A 23,321-nucleotide genomic window follows, 5' to 3' on the forward strand; every position below is an offset into this window, starting at 1 on the left:
ATCAAAAATAGCTAATCAAAAACGATGACCAAAGTCGCGATCGCCGCTGATTCTAAACTTGCTGCCAACATCGGCGCAGAGATTATCGCCCAGGGAGGTAACGCCATCGATGCTGCCCTCGCCGCCACATTAACTTCTATGTGTTGTGAATTGGGGGTCATGGCACCGGGCGGGAGTGGTTTCATCACAATTTGGCCCCAGGATCGAGAACCCGTTGTTATTGATGCCTATGCGGCGATGCCTGGTAAAGATTTTCCTGGCGATCGCCCCTACCCAGAGTTACAAAAGACCTTGCTGAACTATGGCGGCGGCATTTATACCGGGATCGGTTATGGTGCGGTGGCCGTGCCAGGGATGTTCGCTGGGATTGCCAAAGCCTCAGCAGAATATGGCCAATTGTCTTGGGCAGAATTAATCACGCCTGTGGCTAAAGTGGTAGAGCAGGGCTGCCCCCTGTCCCGTGTCTCAGGAATGTATTTAGAACATGCCCACGCAGCGATTTTTGGTTGGCATCCAGAAAGTTATCAACTCGTTCATCCCAATGGCAAAGATTACCTCAAGGCTGGCGACATTGTTCGCTTACCAGACCTCGCTAAAACCCTATATCTCATAGCTGATGAAGGCCCCGAATGTTTGTATCAAGGGACTTTAGCCCAGGAATTAGTCGCTGAAATGGGGCGATCGCACGGGGCAATTACCCAAGCTGACTTGGCAAGCTACGCAGCAATCATCAGAGAACCGATTCGGATTAGTTATGGTGATTGGGAAATTGTTACCAACCCGGCCCCCGCAGTGGGTGGTGCTTGTTTAGCTGCTTTACTTCTTCTTCAGCAGACTCGCCAAAATTTAGATCATGACACCATTGCCGCGATTCAAGAGGCCGTCCTCAACTATCGTTTTGAACATCTCAATGTTGACCAAGATCGATGGCAGGCGGTCACGGATTTGCTATATTTTGCCCGGATGAATCAGCTCGATCATTACCGCAGTTCACCTTCTACGATCCATGTTTCTACGGTCGATGATCAAGGTTGTGCCTGTTCGCTGACGGCATCGGCTGGTTATGGCTCTGGGGCAGTGATTCCCGGTCGTAATTTTTGGTTAAACAATTCCCTGGGTGAGCTAGAGCTGCATCGAGAACAGAGTGAACCCATTGCGCCAGGCACCAGATTAATTTCGAATATGGCCCCCACCATTGCTCGCCACCGGAATGGATCTGTATTGTCAATTGGTTCTCCTGGTGCCTCGCGGATCACCACGGCGATCGCCCAGTCACTGACCAACTTTATAGTGCATGGCGATTCCCTCAGGGAGGCCATCCGACGACCGCGCCTCCATGTGGAAGAGTTTGACGACCAATTGATGATTGCCTACGAAGAAAATTTAAGGGCTGAGACTTTGTCGAATCTGTCGATGCCGCTCCGGGGGTTTCCGCCGCTATCAATGTATTTTGGTGGCGTACAGGCTGCATTGTGGTCTGAAGAAGAGCAGCAATTACAGGCGATCGCCGATCCCCGACGGGAGGGCAGTGTCGCTTTTGCCTAAAGTTGTATCTGTGTTTATTTGAGGAATTGCGATATTAATCAGTGCTGACGGGGGTTGTTTCCTTTTGGGCGGCGATCGCCAATCTTGCCCCCTCAATTTGTCGAACTTCGTCCATCACCTCAACCACCGCACCGTGACTCACTGCTTTGTCGGCATTGATAATAATCAAGGTTTCTGGAGTTTCGGCCATTAGATTTCGGATGCTAGCCCGGAGTGTAGCGATCTCAATCAATGCCTCGTTCAGAAAAATATCTCCCGCCGCATCGATGGTCACCGTAATTTCAGTACTAGGCTGCTGTTGCGCTGTATTTGCCCCAGGTAGATTAACCGGTAGGCCTTTGGACTTTGTGAGATAAAGGGTTGAAATAATAAAATAGGCCAAAATTGAAAAGATAATATCAATCATTGGCACAATATTAATGCCTGCGGATCTTTGTTCTTCCTGGGGAATACGCATGGTAGTAAATTAAAAATAAAAGTTAAAAATAAAAGAATTAAACTTAGAGCCGATTTATAAAGCCCCCGGCCCCCAATCTGGGGGAGATTTTCGGTCAATCAATAGAATTAAAGTCTCCATTCTGCCGGAGTTTTAGTGGGGAGATTTAGGGATCAAACCAAGAAATTGATATAAAAAATAGCTGTGCGTCGGTTCATGGGTAGAAATTAGCGGTTCATAATTGCTGCTTCACTCTTTTCGTAAAAGCGACGATATAGCAATTCTAACTGGCCACCATATTCTTGGATAAAAGCTAAGTTGCGTTGATATAACCCATTAAAGAGATTGGCAAAGAGTAAGGTAAAGATCGCCACAACCAAACCCATTACCGTAGAAACCAATGCTTCACTAATCCCACCCGTCACCCCGGCAGCGTTGGTATTGCCCACATCACCAATGTTGAGCGCCGAAAAAGATTGCATCAATCCTAAGATTGTTCCCAACAGTCCCAGGAGTGGCGAAACGGCAATAATTGTGTCAAACACAGTATTAAAGCGTTTTAAGGTCGGAATTTCGGCCTGGGTAGCACTTTCGAGGGCGAGGCGAAACTCTTCACTGTTGGGATTTTCTAAATCGAGGGCTTCTAAGAAAATCCGGGCAATGGGCAGATCCGCATTGCGCTTCAAGAATTTCATGGCATTGAACGGATCTTGACGATACAAACCGAGGGCGTCCCGGACGACTTGACGCTGCCGACGATTAATCCGCCACCAAAATACAGATCGTTCGATAATACAAGCTACGCCAGCCAGAGAAAAAATAAGCAACGGGTAGGCGACGATGCCACCGGCGGCAAAGAAATTTGTGATGTTCATAGTGGTATGGGTTGAAATGTGCGAGGGCATTTAAGAATTATTATCTGCCACCTCTGCCCAGATGACTAGACATTAACTCAAATTATTCTCAACAACTTTACTCTGGTATATCAAAATATCTAGCAAAAATAAAGTGTTTAATTTAGGGCTACAATCTCTAAACATACTTTTAATGCCTAATTTTGGCGGATTCTAGCTTCTCAATGCAGCTCTACGGCAATCTCCAATAAAAAATATTGGTGATGAAAAAGCTTGACATTATCTCTAATAATCTCTAAATTGTCTAATTTATCGCGAGGAATTCACAATAAATGTGAAAAAAGTTGCTTGAACCAATGGGCGACAGTCCCCATCCCCCTTAGAGCGAGGAAAGATAACTCGTCGATGTAGCGAACCGGAATCGACAATGCTCAAATTATTGCAAGAGAGTCATCTAACAGTGGTAGCCTCTGTATGTAGGCTCGACATCTGTGAAAAAATTGCTAAGCTCTGTTGATGTCTGACAAAGTCGTGATGCTGACCAACGGTCCCTAGGCTACAATTGGGCAAGTTTTAACGGTATATCTCCCCCGACTCCGTCACATTCATGAACTACGGGAAACCCAAAAATACTATGATCTGCGCAATGAGAGGTCATTTATAAACAGGCTCTGAGGCCTTGAATTTTCTCGAACGCTATCAGTAAATGAACCGTTTTTTGGTTCGCCTAGTCAGCATGAAAAAACTTTCTGAAAAACTACACCACTATTTTTTTGAGGAGGAGCGTCCTGAGAGAGTTAGTCTGGCTAATGTTTTTGCTCTCACCGAGGAAAGGTTATTTGGTTTTCCTCTTGCTTTAATTGCTTTTCTGAGTATTTTTGCAATTCCTGGCACCTCCTTTATTTTTGGGATAGCGATGTTGTCGATCACTCTGCAACTGTGTCTAGGGCAATCTAAACCTTGGGTGCCCCAGAAAGTCCTAAAAACTTCTTTTCCTCTACCGCAAATTCAGCGATTTATGGGTTATCTCATTCCCTGGTTAAAAAGGATAGAAAAAATCACAAAACCCCGTCTCACACCCATTTGTCACAGTCTACCGGGACGAATTATTCTGGGGATTATTTTATCAGCTATGGCTCTATTGGTGATTTTACCGATTCCTGGTGCGAATACGGTGCCGGCGATCGCCATCTTTTTTTCGGCCCTTGGGCTCCAGGAAAACGATGGAGTCTTGAGCTTATTAGGGGTGGCGATCGCCTTGGTTTTTATCGGCATCCTCATTAGCCTCATTTGGACGGGCAGTAATGTATTCCAATTTATTCATCAATATTTTTAAACTTTTTCTTCGTGAATACCAGCCCAGTCAAAACTTCTTATTAAGAAGGGAAATGTTTATCTTTTGGGGCAAAGAATCCTTTTCGTAGTTCATCGATCCCCAAGATTAACGGTGGGCAAATAATTAATAAAAGCCATTGCCAAGGTGCTAGGGGAGCGGTCTGGAAAATATTTTGGAAGAACGCACTTTTGGTAATGGCAATCACCAACATCCACTCAGTGGCAATGCCCACCCAAATCAGTGGATTGGAAAAAAATCCCAGACGAAAAATCGAGACATTTTCAGAACGACAGGCAAACACATTTCCATCTTGGCAGGCGACAATCACGGCGAGGGTCATGGTGGTGGCCTGGGCATAGATCGCGGTGGTGGCCGCATCAGCGCCATGGTGCAGGAGGTCGGGGGTAATGGCCTGGAGATCAGCCAGACCATAGCCATAACTCCACCAAACAATAAAAAAGCCCACCATACCGAGGGTGGCTTCAATTAAGCCCAAGAAACAGTAGGCGCGAATCAACAGCGATCGCCCCAGGAGATTTTGGGATTTTTTACGGGGAGCTTGGGTCATGATTCCCACTTCTGCTGCTTCGGTGCCCAATGCCAAAGCCGGGATCATATCCGTGCCCAAATCCACCGCTAAAATTTGCATAATAACCAAAGCTGGGGGAATTTTAAGGGCGACCATCAACAAAAAGGGGACTACCTCTGCCACATTAGAAGCCAAGATATAGGTGATAAATTTGCGGATATTTTGGTAAACGGTGCGGCCCTGTTCTACGGCACTGATAATCGTCGCAAAGTTGTCATCGGTGAGCACGATATCCGCCGCTTCCCTGGCGACGTCGGTACCATTTAATCCCATGGCGATGCCAATGTGGGCCGCCCGCAAGGCCGGGGCATCGTTCACGCCATCCCCAGTTACCGCAACCACTTCTCCAATGTCTTTATAGGCTTGTACCAGGCGTAACTTTTGTTCGGGGGACATGCGCGCAAATACGAGACCTGACCGATATTTCAGGATTTGCCGCAGTTGAGCATCGGATAGGTGGCCCATGCCTTCCCCGGTGACGACCCGCACCTGCTGATTAACAATGCCAATTTGTTGGGCGATCGCCTGGGCTGTGAGACCATAGTCCCCCGTCACCATCGTCACCTTAATGCCAGCGGTATGACATTGGGCGATCGCCTGCTTCACCTCCGGGCGAGGCGGATCAAACATCGCAATTAAACCAATAAAAATTAAATCCTGCTCTAGCTCTTGGGCGCGCAGATCGACCAAATCCCGTTGTCCCCGTCGCGCCGCCACCCCCAGCACCCGGAACCCCTGGGCCGCAAGGCGATCATTGGCTTGGACTACCTCTTCCCACTGTTCATGGCCCAAAGTTTGGATCGACCCATTGCGCAACACCGCCTGACAATGGCGCAACACTTCCAATGGTGCCCCTTTTGTAAAGGCCATACAGGGCAGTTCGCTTTGCCAAATATCTGATTCTTGCCAATCTAAAACCACCGTCATCAGGCGCCGGCGAGAATCAAAGGGAATTTCCCGTAATCGGGGATATTGTTGTTGTAGATGTTGAAGATTTAAGCCGGCCTTCGTTGCAACAACGATCAAAGCGGCTTCGGTAGGATCCCCAATTTCCTGCCAGCGACTCGGTGTGTCGAGGTGGACAAGCTGGGCATTGGAACAAAGGGCGGCCCCCGTCAGTAAAAGATCTATTTTCCAGCGGGCAGTGAAATCTGCGGCTAAATTCACGGTGCCAGATCCAGGGTCGTAACCGGCACCAGTGACTTCGATTAAAAAGGGTTGAATTTCTCCAGGTTGGCCATGATTAGGGGTTTGCAAAGGCGGTTGAACGGGCAGTTCTGCTTCAGTTAACCAGGGCAACCAGAGGTAATGGACGGTCATTTCATTTTTGGTGAGGGTGCCCGTTTTATCAGTACAGATCACCGTGGTGGCACTGAGGGTTTCCACCGCAGACAGACGGCGCACCAGGGCATTTTTGCGCACCATCCGCCGGACGCCCATCGCCAAGGCCAGGGTAACGGTGGGCAGCAACCCTTCTGGCACGAGGGCAACGATAATGCCGATGGCGAAGACGAAACTTTCCCGCAGTTTCATCCCCACTAAAAATTCTGTCAGCAGAAAAACAATCACCCCCATCGTCAGGGCGATCGCCGTAATAATCCGAACAATCTTGCCTACCTGAACTTCGAGGCTACTGGGTTCTCGTTTAACATTGGTCGTCAGGTGCGCCACATGGCCAAATTCTGTTTGGGCACCAGTGCCATAGACGACCGCCACCCCCCGCCCCGAAGAAACTGTTGAACCCGCTAAGAGTAAATTAGCAATTTCCGCAGGATTTGTTTTTTCTTGGGTGGGTTGTTCCCCTTGCCGGAGGGGCTGGCCGCCGCGCACAGATGCTGTTTCTCGCACACGTACCGGATAGGCATTCCGCGCCACAGGTAAAGACTCCCCCGTCATCACCGAAAGATCAAGATATAAACTTTCTGAAGACACCAACCGGGCATCGGCAGAAAGGCGATCGCCTTCTTCAAGTTGCATCACATCTCCCGGTACCAGTTCCACCGCCGGAATCGATTGGAGTGCACCATCTCGATAAACCTTAACCTGGGCTGGCAACACCTTTTTTAAGGCCGCTAGGGATTTTTCTGCCTGGAACTCCTGCCAAAAACTAAAGATCCCATTAACCCAGATCACAGTCCAGATCGCCCAACCCAACTCCGGCGTTCCCGACACAAACGCTAAAATTCCTGCCACCCACAATAGCAAAGCCATAAAGTGGGTCACTTGATCCAAAAACTTGAGCCACAACGGCCGTTGAGGTGGCTGTGGTAGAGCATTCGGCCCAAATTTTTCTAAACGTTGCTGCGCTGCCTGGGCCGATAAGCCGTCAGGTTGAGATTCTAGGACAGCATAAACATCTTCCGGAACAAATGTCCAAATATGATTTGGTTCCATCACTGCGACCCACCAGAAAACACAATTAATTCGATGCTGTCACAACCCACGCCAAAACAAACATCTTCCCCCGTAAGGATCAACGATTCTTTACATCATCATCTACTGGAATGACTTGCTCACATCACAGCATAAACATTGCAGTTGCCATAGCCACAATCCCAGAAAAAATTCACGATGCAGTACCCGAAAGCATTTTTTGAACCAATTTTAGATAAGTTTTAGTTATTTTTTTGCCCAGAAAGACTCAAGCCCAGCTTATTTACATGTCATGGTCTTAGGACTATATTAAATCTCACATTCATAGTCGAAAGACTATCAATAGGCCAAGTTTAAGGGCAATGTCCTTGGGGATTCTGCCCTTTCTCTCTCACGGTTTCCCGTCACTGATCCTTCGATCAATCGAGTACAGCACCTAGTCAAAGTAAACACAAATATATGAATCAATACAGTCGTCGTAAATTTTTGATCATCACTGGCATGGCAGCTTACCCATATTTTCTTTGTAGTAATTAGAGTTTTAGCACAGAAACAATTGGAACTTTCTTGGGCATTTTAAGCAGTTTTATATTTATCGAGGAGGAATCTACTGTTATGAGACAACAGAAACTTTTTTGGCTGACTACTTTGATCGTTGGGGGCAATATTTTTCAGGCTGCTACGCCACTACAGGCCCAGGAAATTAATTCGGAAACATCGCTGAGTTCACCAACACTACAGGAGGCTCGTTATCTAGCCTCGGCCTCCATGGGACAAATGGCCTCAGTATCGAGATTACGGGACGTGAAGCCGACGGATTGGGCCTATGAAGCCCTACAAAGTCTAGTGGAACGGTATGGTTGCATTGTTGGTTATCCGGATCAAACATTCCGTGGCGATCGCCCCCTGAGCCGTTATGAATTTGCCGCCGGACTAAATGCTTGCCTCAATGCCCTAGAACGGCAGATCCAAGGCAATAATGCCGATGTATCCTCCAGCGATCTCGCGACCCTCCGGCGATTGACCAACGAGTTTCAGGCGGAATTAGCTCCCCTCGGCGCAAGGGTTGATGATCTCGAAGCCCGCACCAGTGAACTCGAAAACCAACAATTTTCAACGACCACAAAACTGAATGGGGAAGCTATTTTCTCTATCAGTGGGGCAACGGGTGGCGAACCAGAGGGCAACGATGCTCAGATTACCTTCAATAATCGTCTGCGGCTGAATTTGACCACCAGTTTTACCGGAAAAGATGCCCTGATTACTGGCTTACAAGCCTACAATTTCTCGGCGGGTAAATCTATTACAGGTACAGGTAATTTTGCCGAAACTCTCTTTCCCAATGATGCCTCTATCCTTGGGGATGGCATGACGAACCTCGCCTGGGAACCACAATTTGCTGGTTTGAATCCACAAAATCTACAACCCAGTTGCGGTAACAATAGCCTTTGTCTGTATAAACTCCTCTATGTTGCGCCGATCACAGATAAATTAACGGCATTTATTGGCCCGAAGGCGGAAGTTACCGATGCCTTTCCGGCGATTCTTCCTTTTGCCAGTGAAGGCCAGGGGGCACTTTCTCGCTTTGCAACTTTGAATCCAGTATTGCGGATGTCTGGGGGAACCAGTGGTACAGGACTCGCTTCCGCAGCTGGCTTTATCTATAAACCCAATGATGTCATCGATTGGCGAGCACTCTATGGGTCAGTGAATGCGGCAATCCCTGGTAATGAGGGCTTTCCGGGGACGCCGTTGGGGGCTGGCTTGTTTAATGGCAGTTTTATTGCTGCAACGCAATTGACGCTTTATCCCAACGACAAGCTTGATCTAGGTCTGAACTATGCCTACAGCTACCACCAGATCAACATTGCGGGTACGGGTTTAACAGGAGCTGAGACACGTATTTTAGGAGATCTACCGCTGACCACCCCGGTGCAGTTTAACTCTTTTGGGGCAACGGTGAATTGGCGTGTTAGTCCGAAGGTAAATCTCACGGGTTATGGGGCGTACATTATGACGGATCAGGCGGGGAGTGGCTCTGCCTATACAAATCTAAGCAGTTGGATGGCGGGTCTGTATTTTCCAGATGCATTCGCGAAGGGCAATGCGGCAGGGATTTTGTTTGGTCAACCACTTTATCGGGTGGATGCGGGTAATGGGGCGAGTTTAAGTCCGGCAAACATTGGCGATCGCCAAACCCCCTACCAACTGGAAGCCTTTTATCGCCATCAAATCAATGATCATATCAGCATTACGCCGGGGGCATTTGTGATTTTCAATCCGGAAGGAGATGCCGAAAATGAAACAACCAGCGTTTTTGCGTTGCGTACGACTTATACCTTCTAGAACTAACTGATCACCATTTTGCTTGGTAGAAACTTATGAGTGTTTTTGTTGCGGCTGATAGTATTGATAAAGTATTCCCGTTGTCGGGGGGTGGTGAATATATTGCCCTCAAGGGGATTGATCTAGAGATCAAAAAAGGCGAATTTATCTCGTTAATTGGTCACTCTGGTTGTGGGAAATCAACGCTCTTGAATATGATTGCGGGTTTAGATTTACCGACGGAAGGAATTGTCACATTAGAAGGACAGCGGGTGAAGCAACCAGGCCCAGATAAAATGGTGATCTTTCAGAACTATTCACTGCTGCCTTGGTTGACGGTATATCAGAATATTGCTCTGGCTGTCGATGAGGTGATGAAGGGAGTTTCGGCCCAGGAACGACGCGCCCTCGTCGAGGAACACATTGATCTGGTCGGCCTGCGCCATGCTGTGGATAAATTACCAAAAGAATTGTCTGGGGGAATGAAACAGCGGGTGGCGATCGCCCGCGCCCTCTCGATCCGTCCGAAGTTGTTGTTACTGGATGAACCCTTTGGGGCGTTGGATGCTCTCACACGCGGTAACTTGCAAGAGCAGTTAATGCGCATTTGTGAGCGGTATGAAATGACTTCGGTGATGGTGACCCACGATGTGGATGAGGCGGTGTTACTGTCTGACCGGATTGTGATGTTAACCAATGGCCCCGGCTCCAACATTGGCGGCATTTTGGAGGTGGATATTCCCCGCCCCCGCAAACGGATGGAAGTGGTTAACCATCCCAGTTACTACAGTTTAAGAAGTGAGATTATTTATTTTTTGAACCAACAGAAACGGATCAAAAAATTGCGGGCTAAACCAGTCCAAACCATCGCCCGTCATGGTCTAGAAAAGGTGAATTTGGATATCGGTTATGTGCCGTTAGTCGCCTGTGCTCCCCTTGTTGTGGCAAAGGAAAAAGGTTTCTTTGAAAAGCATGGTTTAGATGAGGTTAATCTGATTCGGGAAACCAGTTGGCGCGGCATCGTGGATGGCATTGCGGGGGGTTACCTCGATGGGGCACAAATGCCTGCGGGGATGCCCACTTGGTTAACGGCAGGGGGTCACCAAAATCAACCGTTGCCCGTGGTGAGTGCCCTGACCATGACCCGCAATGGCAATGCGATTACCCTCAGCCAAAAACTGTATGAGAAGGGGGTTTACACGGCGGCTGATTTTAAACGGATTTTGTTGGAGTCCGACGGCGATCGCCACACATTGGGGATGGTGCATCCTTCGTCCATGCATAATCTGCTGTTGCGGTACTGGCTCGCGGCAAACAAGATCAACCCCGACCAAGATGTGGAACTCAAAACCATTCCCCCAGCGCAAATGGTGGCGGATCTCAAGGCGGGAACCATTGACGGCTACTGTGTGAGCGAACCTTGGAACCTGCGCGCCTCGATGGAAGGGGCGGGGTTTAGTATTGCCACCGACCTCGAAATTTGGGATGGTCACCCCGGTAAGGTGTTGGGGGTGCGGGAAGATTGGGCGATCGCCTACCCGAATACCCATGTGGCTCTGGTGAAAGCGTTACTGGAAGCCTGTGCCTACTGTGCCGACCCGAACCATGAACAGGAAATCCGCGAATTATTAGCCGATCGCAAATACCTGAGCACCGATATTGATTACATTCACTTGGGCGATCCAGAAGGCAAAACCTGTAGCCTCGGTAATCCCGTGGAATATTCCCACCACCTCTTTTTCGGCGATCGCCTAAACCGTCCGAGCCGTACCGAACACCTCTGGATGATGACCCAAATGGCACGCTGGGGCGAAATTCCCTTCCCCCGTAACTGGGTCGAAATTTTAGAGCGGGTCTGTCGAGTGGGAGTCTTTAGCACCGCCGCCCGTGAACTAGGGTACGAGGTGAATTACCAAAGGGAACCCATTGTACTTTTTGATGGACAAACCTTTGATGCCGAAGATCCCATTCACTATCTCAATGAAGTCACCATGCACAACAATTTCACCATTGCCGAAGTGCATTTATCTGCCCCTAAGATTCTTGTTACTACCTGAAAATGCTGACAAAAAGGTGAGTGCCCCCCAGAGACATCAATGAACGAACCGTTGAAATCTTGATTGACGCCACTCACCCTTCCATTACTGAATAGTTGATCACTGAATTATGCAAACCCTACCCCAAACCACTGCATCCATGCATTCTAGCTCGCCTGAACCTTTTCTCGTCATTGAAAACCTTTCTAAGGTTTATCCTACTGCCCATGGCCCCTACACCGTTCTCGATGGCGTGAATCTCACTGTGAATGAAGGAGAATTTATCTGTGTCATCGGTCACTCCGGTTGCGGTAAATCAACTTTATTAAATATGGTGTCTGGCTTCGCTTACCCAACGGCGGGATCTGTCCGCGTTAATGGCAAAGAAATCGAAAAACCAGGCCCCGATCGCATGGTGGTCTTTCAAAACTATGCCCTTTTGCCTTGGCTCACTGCTTTTGAAAATGTCTACCTTGCTGTTGATGCCGCCTTCCCCAACAAACGGGAACAGGAAAAACGGGTGATCGCCAAAGACCATTTAGCGATGGTGGGACTGAGTGAGGCGATGGACAAAAAACCCACCCAAATTTCCGGGGGGATGAAACAGCGGGTTTCCATTGCCCGAGCGTTAGCTATCCGTCCTGAAGTGTTGATTCTTGATGAACCCTTTGGCGCACTCGATGCGATCACCAAGGAAGAACTTCAGGAAGAATTGCTGCAAATTTGGAACGACCACCGTTGCACCGTTCTGATGATCACCCACGACATCGACGAAGCCCTCTTTTTGTGCGATCGCCTCGTGATGATGACCAACGGCCCCCACGCCAAAATTGGTGAAATCCTTGAAATTCCTTTTTCTCGTCCCCGCGATCGCGACCGGATTATGGAAGATCCAGAATATTATGAATTGCGGAACTACGCCCTCGACTTTCTCTACAATCGTTTTGCCCATGACGAAGCTGCGTAGTCATTCGTTTTTCAAAAGTTTCCTCCATCGAGCTATATCTGTTCTAATCTAGACAATTAGGACAGATTTTTTTCTTTTTAAAACTATCAAGCCATAAAAAAACGATAGACGATTAATCTATCGCATCTCGTGGATTTTTTGAATGAGTAAATCGAACTAACAATGACTAATCTAATCGATTCCGATAGGCATTGTGAGTGCTGAATTGATTTCAGAATCCGTTGGTGCAGTAGTAACCTCTGGCATGATTTCTTTAAACATTAATCCCGATAGGAGTCCGAAAGTAATCCCTAAACAGAGGAGCCAAGCATGGGATGCATTAATAATACAAATCAAGCGGCGATCGCCACTATAAACTTGAAGAGACCAACCGAAATTATTTTTATCTTGTAGTGACTGTGGAAGCTTATGCATGATGGAAGAATTCTTGAACTGTTAATTAACAATAACGGTGGCCATCCTCATGGCAAACATCGGCTAAATAAGAAAGCGCCCGAAACTGTAAACCAATTAACTCTTCATAAAAGGAATTCAGCTTACACAAGGGGGGGATCTCAATTATTACTACACCAAAAAGATTTATCTTTCGTTCAAAAGGACAGCGAGTAGGAATAACCCGGCAAATTAGACATGCTGTGATTGGATTACTAATTTCAATTTGACTGAGATGCTGACATACAGATTGCAGGGGATGATGTTTCATGACCTTAACTCGATGAACAGTTAAACAAATTGATTAACCTATGTAATCTCCTTCTAGAATAAACATAAAAATAAAAGATTGCTTCTGACGGGTTATATGGATATAAATTTTGTTTGATAACTTTTTCTTAACTTTTAAGCATGATAAATTCAGCCAATGTAAAAGATTAGCTAAAATTAAGGAAGTATTTTACAAGATATTTGAATTAAATCCAGAAAGACCAAATCCCAAGTCCCGTCTCAAGCTGTCACCTTAATATTTTTTACCTCCATGACTCATGTTTCAAACTTTAACCAAAAATAGTGCGGCGATCGCCTTTGTACTTTTGGGTTCTATCACATTTGCTCCTGGGGCAACTTCCCAAACCAGCACAACTCCTTTGTTACAGGCTGAAGATTTTCAGGGATTGGTATATTACCAAGACCCAAATACGAGGGGAATGCCCATTAATCTTCCTGGTATTTTCATCGGTCTGCCTAGGGAAGCGAGCAGTCAAGGGGGTTGGTTGTTGGATATTCCGAATAATGATGTGTTTGCACCAAGTTCTTTGGGTGTCAATATTTTTCAATTTGATCAGCAATATTTTTTATTCTTTGACTCCATCGCTAATTTTGACGATGGCAGAGCCTATAGTCGCATCTTGGATGTCATAGAAATTCCCGCTGATGTCGTCCTGCTACGTTGTTTAGAAAGTGCGAGCGAAACATCAGAAACCATCGCATTTTTAAATACTGAAGAGCAGGCAATTGTTGAAGCCCAAGCCCCCAGTGCCATGGATGGAATTTTAGCTGAATTGCAAAATCCGACGATGCTTTATTCAGTCGATTCTCGTCGCTTGTCCATTGAGGCTATTTCTGGCGAAGGTTTTACGTGCAGAAGTTTTTCGCCTATTTATATAAATCTTGAATAATCACCTATTGTCTCTTGTCTAAAAAGACTGCTTTGCTCCAAGCATTAGAAAATTTTTTCTAGAAATTCAAGCCAAAACTCCCCTCAACCTCCGGCAGTTTGGGGAATTGAGCGATGCTTCACTGGCGTGACTCTGGGGGCGATCGCCTCCTAAAAAACGGTGTTTGCATAAGTTTTACTTATCTTTAGTCTTTGGAATGCCAAGGCTTAGCCTGTTTACATTTCATTGAATAATGGCTATACTAAAACTTAATTCCATAGTCTAAATACTATTTAGGCTCAAATCACCAGCCTTAAAAGCAAAGTTCTATGGGGTTTTGCCTTTTTCCTCAAAATGCCCTCTCTGATACTTCAGTGGGATACAACATTTCAAAAAAAAGACTATGTGCCAATACAAGCATTCTATTTTTTAGGTTATTGCAGCCATTAATTGAATGCCCAACTACGCCCTCAATTTTCGCTACAGTTGCCTGGTCCATAACAATTGGATGTAGTCATAGTTTTTTACAAGTTTCCTCCATCAAGCTATATTCGTCTCGATCTAGGCAATCGGGGCGATTTTTTTTTACTTTTTAACGGCAAAGGGTTGAAATCCCCACTGCTTGCGGCGGGGTAGTTCACAAAGAGTTAAAAGGAACAAAATAGTAAAAGATTTATTTTATTGCCTAGGGTATGGCGCTGGACTTCATTAATACTGTATTAATCTTACTGGTATTGTCACCGCTGATTTGATTTTTAGAATTCTTCGCCAAACTGATTATCTATAAAACAATTTCTGACCAAATCAATCTTGATAAAGTCTAGGGATAATACTTAATATGGAACGCATCTTACAAGACTTGATTAACTCAGTTTTCACTACAGCAGATAGGCGGGTGCGTTACACTCTAAACGTAATAATTTTACGCTAAAGCTCAGGAGATAACATCGATGCCCCAGGCTATTTGGAATGGTGCAGTGGTTGCAGAAAGCGATCGCTGTGAAGTGGTAGAAGGAAACTATTATTTTCCCCCTGATGCCATTAAAACAGAATATTTTAAGCCGAGTACTACCCACACCACCTGTTCATGGAAGGGGCAGGCCAGCTATTACACCCTTGCAGTGGCAGGAAAAGAAAATAAGGATGCAGCCTGGTATTACCCAGAACCCAAGGAAAAAGCGGCGAATATTAAAGGCTATGTGGCGTTTTGGCGGGGTGTAAAAGTCGAACCTTAGAATTGGAAGACTTAAGGCGATCGCCAATGGGTTGAGGTCATTGTAATCATGGGCGATCGCCTAGGTATTGTGTATCAAGCCACTAGGTAAGGCAACAAATTGCCTATTGCCTTGGGGTTGTAAATTGCCGGACAGTCCCATGGGCTTTGTTTGTTCTTTAAGCTTACCGGCCGGTACTTTCAAGCAAATCCATTTCCAGATCTGAGGTTTCTTCGTGGGGTCATGCCTGAAAATTCAATGCAATCTACAACCCAAGCCTTAAGCCTTACGATAGTCTGTAACCAACTTACTTCCTAATGCACCGCTAGGTAATCGCCATGACTTTCCCGATTCGCCAACTCGATAATCTGGACTACGACAAAGCCGAGCTGCTGCTGGAAGACTACATCAGCGCTGCAATCCAGAGTTTTGTCGACTCTGAAACCGGACAAGAGTACATCAAAACCCATCCTGAAGGAGGTTCCTGGATTGGCACATTTATCGAGATGGCTTATATCTATGGTGGCTATACCCTCTCAAAAATGACCAAGGGCAATGTTCAGGAAGTCATGGAGTATATCTTGCCCCGTAAACTCACCCTGCTAGATCCCAGCGACACAGATGATGCCATCGACGAACTGGTGGCATTTTGGACTTACCTCCACAGAGAGTATAAGTTGCGCAGCGCTAATGCCATTGTCAAATATCTGCGCTCGATTAAAGACCAATTCCCAAAATGGATGTTTGATCCAGAACGGAGCGGTATGGCCAAAAGCTTCACGCTGCAGGGTCTGGAAGCTGGCTATGACATGACCACCCAAGAAGGTTTACAGGCATTTCAAGCAGAGTACAATCGGAACCTATCGCAACAATCTCCCGCTATCCCAGCAGATATGCAGGCTGCTTTCGAGCAACTGGGCCTGGAACTACCGCAAGCAGAAGAACCGATTAATCCAAATGCACTGATTTCCCAGTTTCTGGGAGCCCTGGCAGAATTAGAACCCGAAGCCCTTGAGGCAATGATCTCTACCCTAGAAGATGATTTTGAAGCAGACCCGATTACCCTACCATCCCCAGGCGAAGCCCTAGAGGATATACGGCTTAGCTTGATGCGCGAAAGCTTAGAGAATGGATTTCCCCCCCTCTCAGAAGAGGAAGAAACTATTTTGCACAATCAAGTTATTAGCGAAACAGCACCCGGCACGATTTTGAAGGACTTTCAGACCACGCTAGATTTCATCGGCGATGGGGTTCCAGTGAGTAACAAACTCAAACAGCTATCGGCAAAATTGCTGGCTGACCTGAATAGCCGTTTGAGCAATCCGATTGAGACCGATCTCAAGCGCCCTATGCAGAAGTCTTATCCCAGTATTCACGGGCTTTACCTGCTGCTGCGGGCTACCGGCATTGCCGAGATCTCCGCTAAGGGCAAGAAGCTACAGATGGTTTTGAATCCTGATGTCTATGCTTCATGGCAAAAACTCAACCCCACAGAAAAATATTTCACCTTACTAGAAGCTTGGATCGTCCGGGGTCATCCCGAAATGTTGGGGAATGAGCGTTCAGGCCCCATGACCATGGGCGATCGCATTATCCATAGCTGGCCAAGGTTGGTTCAAGAAAAATCACTTACCTTTAAAGATGCCAAAGACTATGACTGGTTCAGTTACTACCCTGGCTTCGAGAATATATTTTTGATGGAAATGTTTGGATTGCTGAACCTCACCCTCAGCAAACCGGCACCAGGCAAAGGCTGGCAGATGAAGCAGTTACAGCCCCATCCTTGGGGTCATGCCCTGGTGAAGGTGATCTACAACGCTTATGTAAATGCCAATTTGCAATGGAACTCCCAGAATGATGCAACCCACCCTTTTGGAGAACTTCAACCGGCACTGCAGCCTTATTTCCCGGAATGGCAGCAAAATCTAACCGCCCTCAGCTATCCCTTTCGACCGGAAAGGCATATTTTTAAAGTTTCCCTCGGAAAATGCTGGCGGCGCATCGCCATGAGCGGAGAAGCCACCCTCGCAGAATTTAGTCGCTACATTCTTGACTCCGTAGAGTTTGACAGTGATCACCTAGATCAGTTTACCTATCAAGCCCCCAATGGCCGTACAGTTCAGGTCACCCACCCCTGGGCCGATGGCGATGTTACTACGGATGAAGTGCAAATCGGCAGCCTACTTCTGCATGAGGGCAGCACCATGGAATATCTGTTTGATTTTGGCGATTGTTGGGAATTTCAAATTCAACTGGAGTCTATCGAGCCTCCGGTAACGCCTCAGGAAAGTGCCAAGGTAAAACAAACAGCAAAAGCCCGCAAGTCAACTAGGCGATCGCCCATGGGCGAAATCCTTGAAGTACATGGCAAAGCCCCCGAGCAATATCCTGACTATGACACTCCCCGGTAGCATTGCCTTAGAACCTCCCTTGCTACCGTTTCCTCACTCATGCCAATGGATCAAGTCAAGCTAACAAAAGTACATAAAATTAGTACATAAAATTTTGTTCAGTTTCTCTGCCACCGGTACACAAGATCTAAGTAAGAAATAGTCAACCTGACGTAAAAATTGTTTACGATCAAAGGGAAGCTGAATTGTTGAGACTCACGATTGTAGACCCCATGTTGAATTTCGACCGTGATACCCGCCGCCAGTCCCTAAATCTTGTGGCGATCGCCGCGGCCTTTGTGACCAACGTTTTGGCAAATATTAAGCCCCTGGACGGTTTAACCATTGCCGAAATTTCTGATCAATATTTTGCAGCGGTACCCATTGTGCCCGCAGGCTATGCTTTTTCCATTTGGGGCCTAATTTATCTGGGTTTGATTTCCCTTGCCATTTACCAGGCCCTACCCAGCCAAAAACAAAAACCCCACGCGCGCAAATTGGGTTATGCCCTCGCCTGGAGTAGTTTGGCACAGATTTTGTGGGTTATTGCCTTTCAATACCAGCGCTTTACCTTGTCCCTGGGGTTGATTGTCCTCGTGTTGTTGCCTTTGGTCTTGCTTTACCGACGGTTAGCGAGTGGGCCAAAACCACTACCCAAAAAGGTGAAGTGGTTTATGCAAATGCCAGTCTCAATTTATTGTGCTTGGATTACGGTGGCGACGATCGTGAATGGGGCTTGCGTATTGGATTACCTGGGTTGGCAGGGATGGGGCTTAGGGGCGGTTTTTTGGACAGTCAGTTTGTTGATTGTGGGGATTCTCTTGGCGATCGCCGTGACAATGAAACATCGAGATGTTGTCTATGGTGGTGTGTTTGTCTGGGCTTGGGTGGCGATCGCCGTCAAAAATTGGCCCCAGGGAATCATTCCCCTGGTAGCGATCGCCGCTGCCCTCGGTTTAGCAGGTTTATGTGGTGTGATTCTTTGGTTTCCCCAGCGCCTCTCGATTTATCCTACGTCGCCAAAATAGAAATAACTAATTTTGAATTTTCTGATCTCCCATAAGCATCATCAGAAAATTGGGTAGAAACCCCGTCCTTCTAGGACGGCTTTATAGGCTGTAAAATAAAATAAGTTGAGAGCAATAACCAAGTTTTCAGCGACCAAATTCAACTTTTGAATATTGCAAGACTTGCGGGAAGGCTTAAGCCTAAAGTTTGTGGAGCAAACATAAGATCATAAAAACTCCTTGAGGGTAGAGGCCATTGCAAAACCCCAGCGATGGGAAAAAGCAGAAACCTGAGTCGTGAGTCTTTTGGGAGTCACCTTTCCTTGAGGTCGGTGAGGATGTCAATTCTTCATTCTTTTTCCAGAACGTTTTATTTTTTAACTCTCTCTACACAAAATTTAGATTACTCTCTCTGATGATATCACAACCGATTCCTAATCCCCTCTACCCAGTGGTGGTCAGCGCTGGTGTTGTTTTGGCTGGGGCGATCGCCTTAATGTTTTTACCCGCCTTGATTCAGCTTGATGGGATGGATGGGGGCTTTGCCATTACTTTTGGGGCTTTATTTCTGGCCATTTCTGCTCTAGTTACGCTCTTGGTATTTTGGCGCAATGCGGTGCTCTTGGATCGAGTGATTGCCGGGACACATCTCCTGGCGCACTGGACCTATGAACCAGGGGAATGGGCCCAGTACCTTGATAGTGAGCGTCAAGAACAAATCGACGAAAAATTACCCTTGGTATTTATCGTGGCGTGTTGGGCGTTGCTTATTGGTGGCGGCTTTTGGCTGTTTGATCCGGAGGCGGGTTTTATCGTCTTTCTTGTCATGGTGGGGCTGATTATTTTGGTGAGTCTGCTGGCCTATGGTTTGCCTTGGTTACGGTTTAAACGCGATCGCCATCGCCTTGGTGAGGTTTGGATCGCCAGTAGTGCCATTTATTTTCGCGGCAATTTCGTCCATTGGGGAGAGTTGGGTTTGCGGTTGGAACAGGTGAGCCTCCGCCCTGCTAGCGAAAACCAAGCCCCTTGTCTTTGTTTTGAGCTGAGTTATCCTTCCCAGGCGGGGGAGCAAACTTACAATCTGCGTATTCCCATCCCCCGGCGCCACCGGGCCGTAGCCTATGATCTATTTGAGCATTTCAGCCAGACCACCATCCAGGACTCTCCCCCAGCGTAAGCTTTAGGGTACCACCTCAAAGACCATCCCCGTTTGGCGATCCACTTCGTACCAGCCAAAGGTAGCAGTGTGACTGGGTTCACCGGGATTATTGACGATTTCGTAGACATGTACCAGATAATTGGTTGGCGTTTGTTCGACTACTTCAATATGGGTGCTATTTTGGGGCGCAGCGGTACGCACAAGTTCTTGCCATTCAGCCACATCCGGTAAATTTATCACTTGTTCAATGGCGATCGCCTCAGTGATTGCTGGGCTTGGAGAGGTGGCGATGGGCGCCGTGGGTGGGTTGCTGGGGCCAGGTTGGAGGCGAATTTGGCTAGTGTGGATCATCCCCATATCGCCACAGACATCGGTATAGAACCAATCACCTTCGTTGCCATATAAATTAATTGTTTGGGGCGATCGCACGGCGCATAAAATTGGCCCATTGGGATAGGTGCGCACATTAGAAGGAGGGTCAAATACAAAGGCTGTATAATTAGCGGCCCCACTACCCGTCCCCGTCGTCCCTTGGGTGGGAGGTGTGGTGATGGGTGCCGTTGGTGGGTTGCTGGCACCAGGCTGCACCCGTTGGGCGACGGCTACCATCGGTTCACTATTGGGAGGACTAGCTGTAAAGATAACACGCTGTTTATTTTCGTTGAGTTCGGCAGTTACGGGGGTCGGCACATCTTCATAGGGACTCCAGACATAACCCGATAATGTCCGACCGTTGAGATTAGAGAGTTCAAGGCGATCGCCTTCGATGTCCGCCACAACTTTGTCGCCTTCTCGATAGAGCACGAGGGTATCCGTGTCTTCCCCGGGATCTCCTTCCGCCGGGATCCAAGCCCCCACAAAATCATCGAGGGTCACTGCTGCCTGGGCCGTGGGAGATGCCGTTGGATTTTCCGTAACAGGCTGGGTTTGGGGTGTGCTGCCTTCGGGTTGTCTTAAAAATTTCAGTAATTGAGCCGGATCCTTCAGGAAAAAAATTCCTAGCCCAGTAAGTACGACAATCCCTAAACCTAAAATCCAGTTCCCATTTGACCGACTGGGTGGGGCCGCCTGGGGTCTTGGTGGAGGGGCCGCTGGGTAAGCTGGCGTTGTTGCACTGCCACATGCCTCACAAAAGCGATCGCCTGGGTTGAGGGCAGCACCACATTGCATACAAAAATGGGGAGTAGTCATAATGAGCTAGACCAAATTTCACCGGGAAGAAGAGATTAGAGATTATCAAGCCTAAAATCTAATGAAATAGACAACCTCAGACGAAAGTTATGGCCGATAGTTATCTCCATTGACTTCGTGCTCACAGAGAATACGTTCCATTCCTTGGTATTGACTGCAATCGATCGCACCAGTATTCCCATTCCCAGCAGGAGTACTAGTCGCAATCCCCTTGAGAACGGACATTCCCCGAGATCCTGACTGTTGGTTATGTGCCCAGCTACTGGGATGACTATCACCAATAGTGTAGTTACCGGCCTTGAGGATTACATTGGGCCGAACAATCCAGTAGGCATTGGGGACTCCCCCTTGACCTGGTTCTGTCGTCGCTTGCCAAGGGCCGTAGGTAGTACCATCCTGGTGGGTCAACCACATTGTCCCTGGGGCCTGACCTCGCCCACTATTCCAGTGGTAGTTCATAAAATAGGTCAGCCGCGTCGTCTTAGAAAGAGAAAACTGCGTTGGATTACTCGGACTATTGAGAACACCATAGATATTGTTGTTGTTAAAAAGTGTACTCTCTTGTTGATTCTGAGCAATGACATAGATTGACCCAAGATTTTGCATCTCATCCTTGAGAGATTCCATGCAGGGCATTCTATCATTGCAGTTAGAAAAGGCAGGACTGGCAGTGCTTAAGACTACCCCTTGCACGGCGATACAGAGACCGAATAAGAAAGGACGCCAGCCCAGAGATATAAATTGTTGACTGTTCATTTTTTCTTCTCCTGATAGTTTGCAAATAAGTGAATTTCATTGCCGTCCCGGAACTTGCCACATCGATAGGAGAGTAGTCATGGCAGTTAGATCAAATGCGGCAAAAAATATAACTACCAAAGGCACTTTAATGACTCGGTGCTCTCCCTTTGACCACAGACATTCCCCGGAATTCTGACTGTTGGTTATGCGCCCAGCTACTGGGATGACTATCACCAATAGTGTAGTTACCGGCCTTGAGGATTACATTGGGCCGAACAATCCAGTAGGCATTGGGGACTCCCCCTTGACCTGGTTCTGTCGTCGCTTGCCAAGGGCCGTAGGTAGTACCATCCTGGTGGGTCAACCACATTGTCCCTGGGGCCTGACCTCGCCCACTATTCCAGTGGTAGTTCATAAAATAGGTCAGCTGTGTCGCCTGGGGAAGATAAAACTGTGTGGTATTCCTCGGACTATTGAGAACACCATAGATATTGTTGTTGCTAAAAAGTTGGTATTCAGAATAAGTTGACGTGGAAGATTGAGGCGGACTATTAATAGTCGATTGACCAGTGGATTGACCACAGGGGACTGAAATTCTCTGGCAATTGCCAGCCTGATCGCATTCCCATTCAACACAAATATTCTGATTTTCGTCGAAAGGGCTGGCCGTCATTGGCACAATTTCCTGAAGAATCAGTACCATACTGATCACAAGAGTTTTAAGGCTAAAATTTATCACTTGCTGAATATTCATTGTTGCTTTTTGCCTCAAAGAATGAGAATGAAAAAATTAGCGCACCCAATGCTAACTGCTATGCTTTTATTCCTATAAGTGCTGTGTAGTTGGAGACAACCCTAAAAAATAAAACCAAACGTAGCAAAAACCTCAAGTCGTCAATCGATCTAACACAATCGTCCAACCAGCCGCGGAGAAGTGCTCTCCAACAAGTGAGGCATCCGCATCCCCATCAACCAACGGATTTATTAAGATAGAGGGAGGGGATAGTTGCCCGTCTCTCCCGTTTCGTGGCTGTTGACAATGATGTTGTACTGGCCAGTTTCTGGGAGCTGCATGATTCATGATTAAAGTTTCCGGGTCGCTCTGCCAATATTCATCGACAAAATCAATCCACTCCCCTGCAGGATCAACCAAAATTAATGAGCCATCAAAGTCTTAGGTTTCTAGGGGAATTTTCACGGTCTCCCCAGCTTGCTCCGTAAAGGGATGGCTATTGTAAAATGTTCCGTGTTTACAGCTTGTTGAAGTTTCATTTTTCTTCTCCTCCCGTGGCAATTAGGAGAATGACCAAATTAATGGTCAAAAGTTGAGAGAAAGTTTTTTTGAAGTTTAAATAGGGATTTGCTTGTTTAGGTTTGACAACAAAATGGTTTCTTTTTCTTTTAAAATCCCTTTATTTGTATTGTATCAAAGGATTTATAGGGAAATGAACAACTATTTATTTTGGCCCAATAATTTAATTTACAAAGCAATAAAAATTAACTTAATTTCATTGTTCTCAACGTTGAGAATAGTAGCAAAATGTAAAGCGGATTCAACACTCAATTCAC

At 47.0% G+C, this 23,321-nt stretch carries 18 protein-coding genes and 1 pseudogene; 11 read left to right on the forward strand and 8 right to left on the reverse strand.

Annotated elements, in window-relative coordinates:
• Positions 1-24: 24 nt before the first annotated feature.
• Positions 25-1,545 (forward strand): gamma-glutamyltransferase, encoded by a 1,521-nt coding sequence (locus AWQ21_RS15285; protein WP_065715555.1) that lies wholly within the window; start codon positions 25-27, stop codon positions 1,543-1,545.
• Positions 1,546-1,579: 34 nt separating this feature from the next.
• Here AWQ21_RS15285 and AWQ21_RS15290 read toward each other — a convergent pair whose 3' ends face one another.
• Together AWQ21_RS15290 and AWQ21_RS15295 are read right to left on the reverse strand one after the other, a co-directional pair.
• Entirely contained in the window at positions 1,580-2,002 is a 423-nt protein-coding gene (locus tag AWQ21_RS15290; protein ID WP_065715556.1) for a biopolymer transporter ExbD, read from the reverse strand.
• Between the two features lie 206 nt (positions 2,003-2,208).
• On the reverse strand, positions 2,209-2,856 hold the full coding sequence (locus AWQ21_RS15295) for a MotA/TolQ/ExbB proton channel family protein (RefSeq protein WP_065715557.1): 648 nt from the start codon (positions 2,854-2,856) through the stop codon (positions 2,209-2,211).
• Positions 2,857-3,342: 486 nt separating this feature from the next.
• Between AWQ21_RS15295 and AWQ21_RS16775 the strand changes: the two are divergent.
• Positions 3,343-3,486 (forward strand): annotated as a pseudogene (locus tag AWQ21_RS16775) (ABC transporter ATP-binding protein); the annotation flags it as partial.
• Positions 3,487-3,571: 85 nt separating this feature from the next.
• Positions 3,572-4,171, forward strand: a complete 600-nt coding sequence (locus tag AWQ21_RS15300) for an exopolysaccharide biosynthesis protein (protein ID WP_065715558.1) — start codon at positions 3,572-3,574, stop codon at positions 4,169-4,171.
• 40 nt (positions 4,172-4,211) lie between these two features.
• Here AWQ21_RS15300 and AWQ21_RS15305 read toward each other — a convergent pair whose 3' ends face one another.
• The gene (locus AWQ21_RS15305; protein ID WP_065715559.1) at positions 4,212-7,154 is read right to left on the reverse strand and encodes a cation-transporting P-type ATPase; all 2,943 of its coding nucleotides are present in this window, start codon (positions 7,152-7,154) and stop codon (positions 4,212-4,214) included.
• Between the two features lie 594 nt (positions 7,155-7,748).
• Between AWQ21_RS15305 and AWQ21_RS15310 the strand changes: the two genes are divergently transcribed.
• The 3 genes from AWQ21_RS15310 to AWQ21_RS15320 all read left to right on the forward strand — a co-directional run bounded on the left by AWQ21_RS15310 (position 7,749) and on the right by AWQ21_RS15320 (position 12,461).
• On the forward strand, positions 7,749-9,479 hold the full coding sequence (locus tag AWQ21_RS15310; RefSeq protein WP_157094811.1) for an iron uptake porin: 1,731 nt from the start codon (positions 7,749-7,751) through the stop codon (positions 9,477-9,479).
• A gap of 35 nt (positions 9,480-9,514) precedes the next feature.
• Positions 9,515-11,515 carry a nitrate ABC transporter ATP-binding protein gene (locus AWQ21_RS15315; protein ID WP_065715560.1) on the forward strand — a complete coding sequence of 667 codons (2,001 nt, stop codon included), beginning with the start codon at positions 9,515-9,517 and terminating at the stop codon, positions 11,513-11,515.
• Between the two features lie 109 nt (positions 11,516-11,624).
• Positions 11,625-12,461 carry a nitrate ABC transporter ATP-binding protein gene (locus AWQ21_RS15320; RefSeq protein WP_065715561.1) on the forward strand — a complete coding sequence of 279 codons (837 nt, stop codon included), beginning with the start codon at positions 11,625-11,627 and terminating at the stop codon, positions 12,459-12,461.
• 171 nt (positions 12,462-12,632) lie between these two features.
• On the opposite strand, the gene AWQ21_RS16330 is transcribed toward AWQ21_RS15320, so the two are convergent.
• Both AWQ21_RS16330 and AWQ21_RS16780 read right to left on the reverse strand, forming a co-directional pair.
• Positions 12,633-12,875, reverse strand: a complete 243-nt coding sequence (locus AWQ21_RS16330; protein WP_157094812.1) for a hypothetical protein — start codon at positions 12,873-12,875, stop codon at positions 12,633-12,635.
• A gap of 25 nt (positions 12,876-12,900) precedes the next feature.
• The gene (locus AWQ21_RS16780; protein WP_071932307.1) at positions 12,901-13,164 is read right to left on the reverse strand and encodes a Mo-dependent nitrogenase C-terminal domain-containing protein; all 264 of its coding nucleotides are present in this window, start codon (positions 13,162-13,164) and stop codon (positions 12,901-12,903) included.
• A 277-nt stretch (positions 13,165-13,441) separates the two neighbouring features.
• Between AWQ21_RS16780 and AWQ21_RS15325 the strand changes: the two genes are divergently transcribed.
• The 5 genes from AWQ21_RS15325 to AWQ21_RS15345 all read left to right on the forward strand — a co-directional run bounded on the left by AWQ21_RS15325 (position 13,442) and on the right by AWQ21_RS15345 (position 19,841).
• On the forward strand, positions 13,442-14,074 hold the full coding sequence (locus tag AWQ21_RS15325) for a hypothetical protein (RefSeq protein ID WP_065715562.1): 633 nt from the start codon (positions 13,442-13,444) through the stop codon (positions 14,072-14,074).
• A gap of 929 nt (positions 14,075-15,003) precedes the next feature.
• Positions 15,004-15,288, forward strand: a complete 285-nt coding sequence (locus AWQ21_RS15330; RefSeq protein ID WP_065715563.1) for a DUF427 domain-containing protein — start codon at positions 15,004-15,006, stop codon at positions 15,286-15,288.
• A gap of 317 nt (positions 15,289-15,605) precedes the next feature.
• Positions 15,606-17,678, forward strand: coding sequence for an IS1096 element passenger TnpR family protein (locus tag AWQ21_RS15335; RefSeq protein ID WP_065715564.1), 2,073 nt, complete (start codon positions 15,606-15,608; stop codon positions 17,676-17,678).
• A 215-nt stretch (positions 17,679-17,893) separates the two neighbouring features.
• Complete coding sequence (locus AWQ21_RS15340; RefSeq protein WP_397428192.1) at positions 17,894-18,685, forward strand: tryptophan-rich sensory protein; 792 nt, start codon at positions 17,894-17,896, stop codon at positions 18,683-18,685.
• A gap of 394 nt (positions 18,686-19,079) precedes the next feature.
• Positions 19,080-19,841 (forward strand): hypothetical protein, encoded by a 762-nt coding sequence (locus AWQ21_RS15345; protein WP_065715566.1) that lies wholly within the window; start codon positions 19,080-19,082, stop codon positions 19,839-19,841.
• Between the two features lie 3 nt (positions 19,842-19,844).
• On the opposite strand, the gene AWQ21_RS16440 is transcribed toward AWQ21_RS15345, so the two are convergent.
• The 3 genes from AWQ21_RS16440 to AWQ21_RS15360 form a co-directional block, all read right to left on the reverse strand.
• Positions 19,845-21,014, reverse strand: a complete 1,170-nt coding sequence (locus AWQ21_RS16440; protein ID WP_198159738.1) for a zinc ribbon domain-containing protein — start codon at positions 21,012-21,014, stop codon at positions 19,845-19,847.
• An 87-nt stretch (positions 21,015-21,101) separates the two neighbouring features.
• The gene (locus AWQ21_RS15355; RefSeq protein ID WP_157094813.1) at positions 21,102-21,770 is read right to left on the reverse strand and encodes a hypothetical protein; all 669 of its coding nucleotides are present in this window, start codon (positions 21,768-21,770) and stop codon (positions 21,102-21,104) included.
• A 127-nt stretch (positions 21,771-21,897) separates the two neighbouring features.
• Positions 21,898-22,506, reverse strand: coding sequence for a hypothetical protein (locus AWQ21_RS15360; RefSeq protein WP_065715568.1), 609 nt, complete (start codon positions 22,504-22,506; stop codon positions 21,898-21,900).
• Between the last annotated feature and the right edge of the window lie 815 nt (positions 22,507-23,321).

The organism is Picosynechococcus sp. PCC 7003, assembly GCF_001693255.1.
Lineage (GTDB): Bacteria > Cyanobacteriota > Cyanobacteriia > Cyanobacteriales > MRBY01 > MRBY01.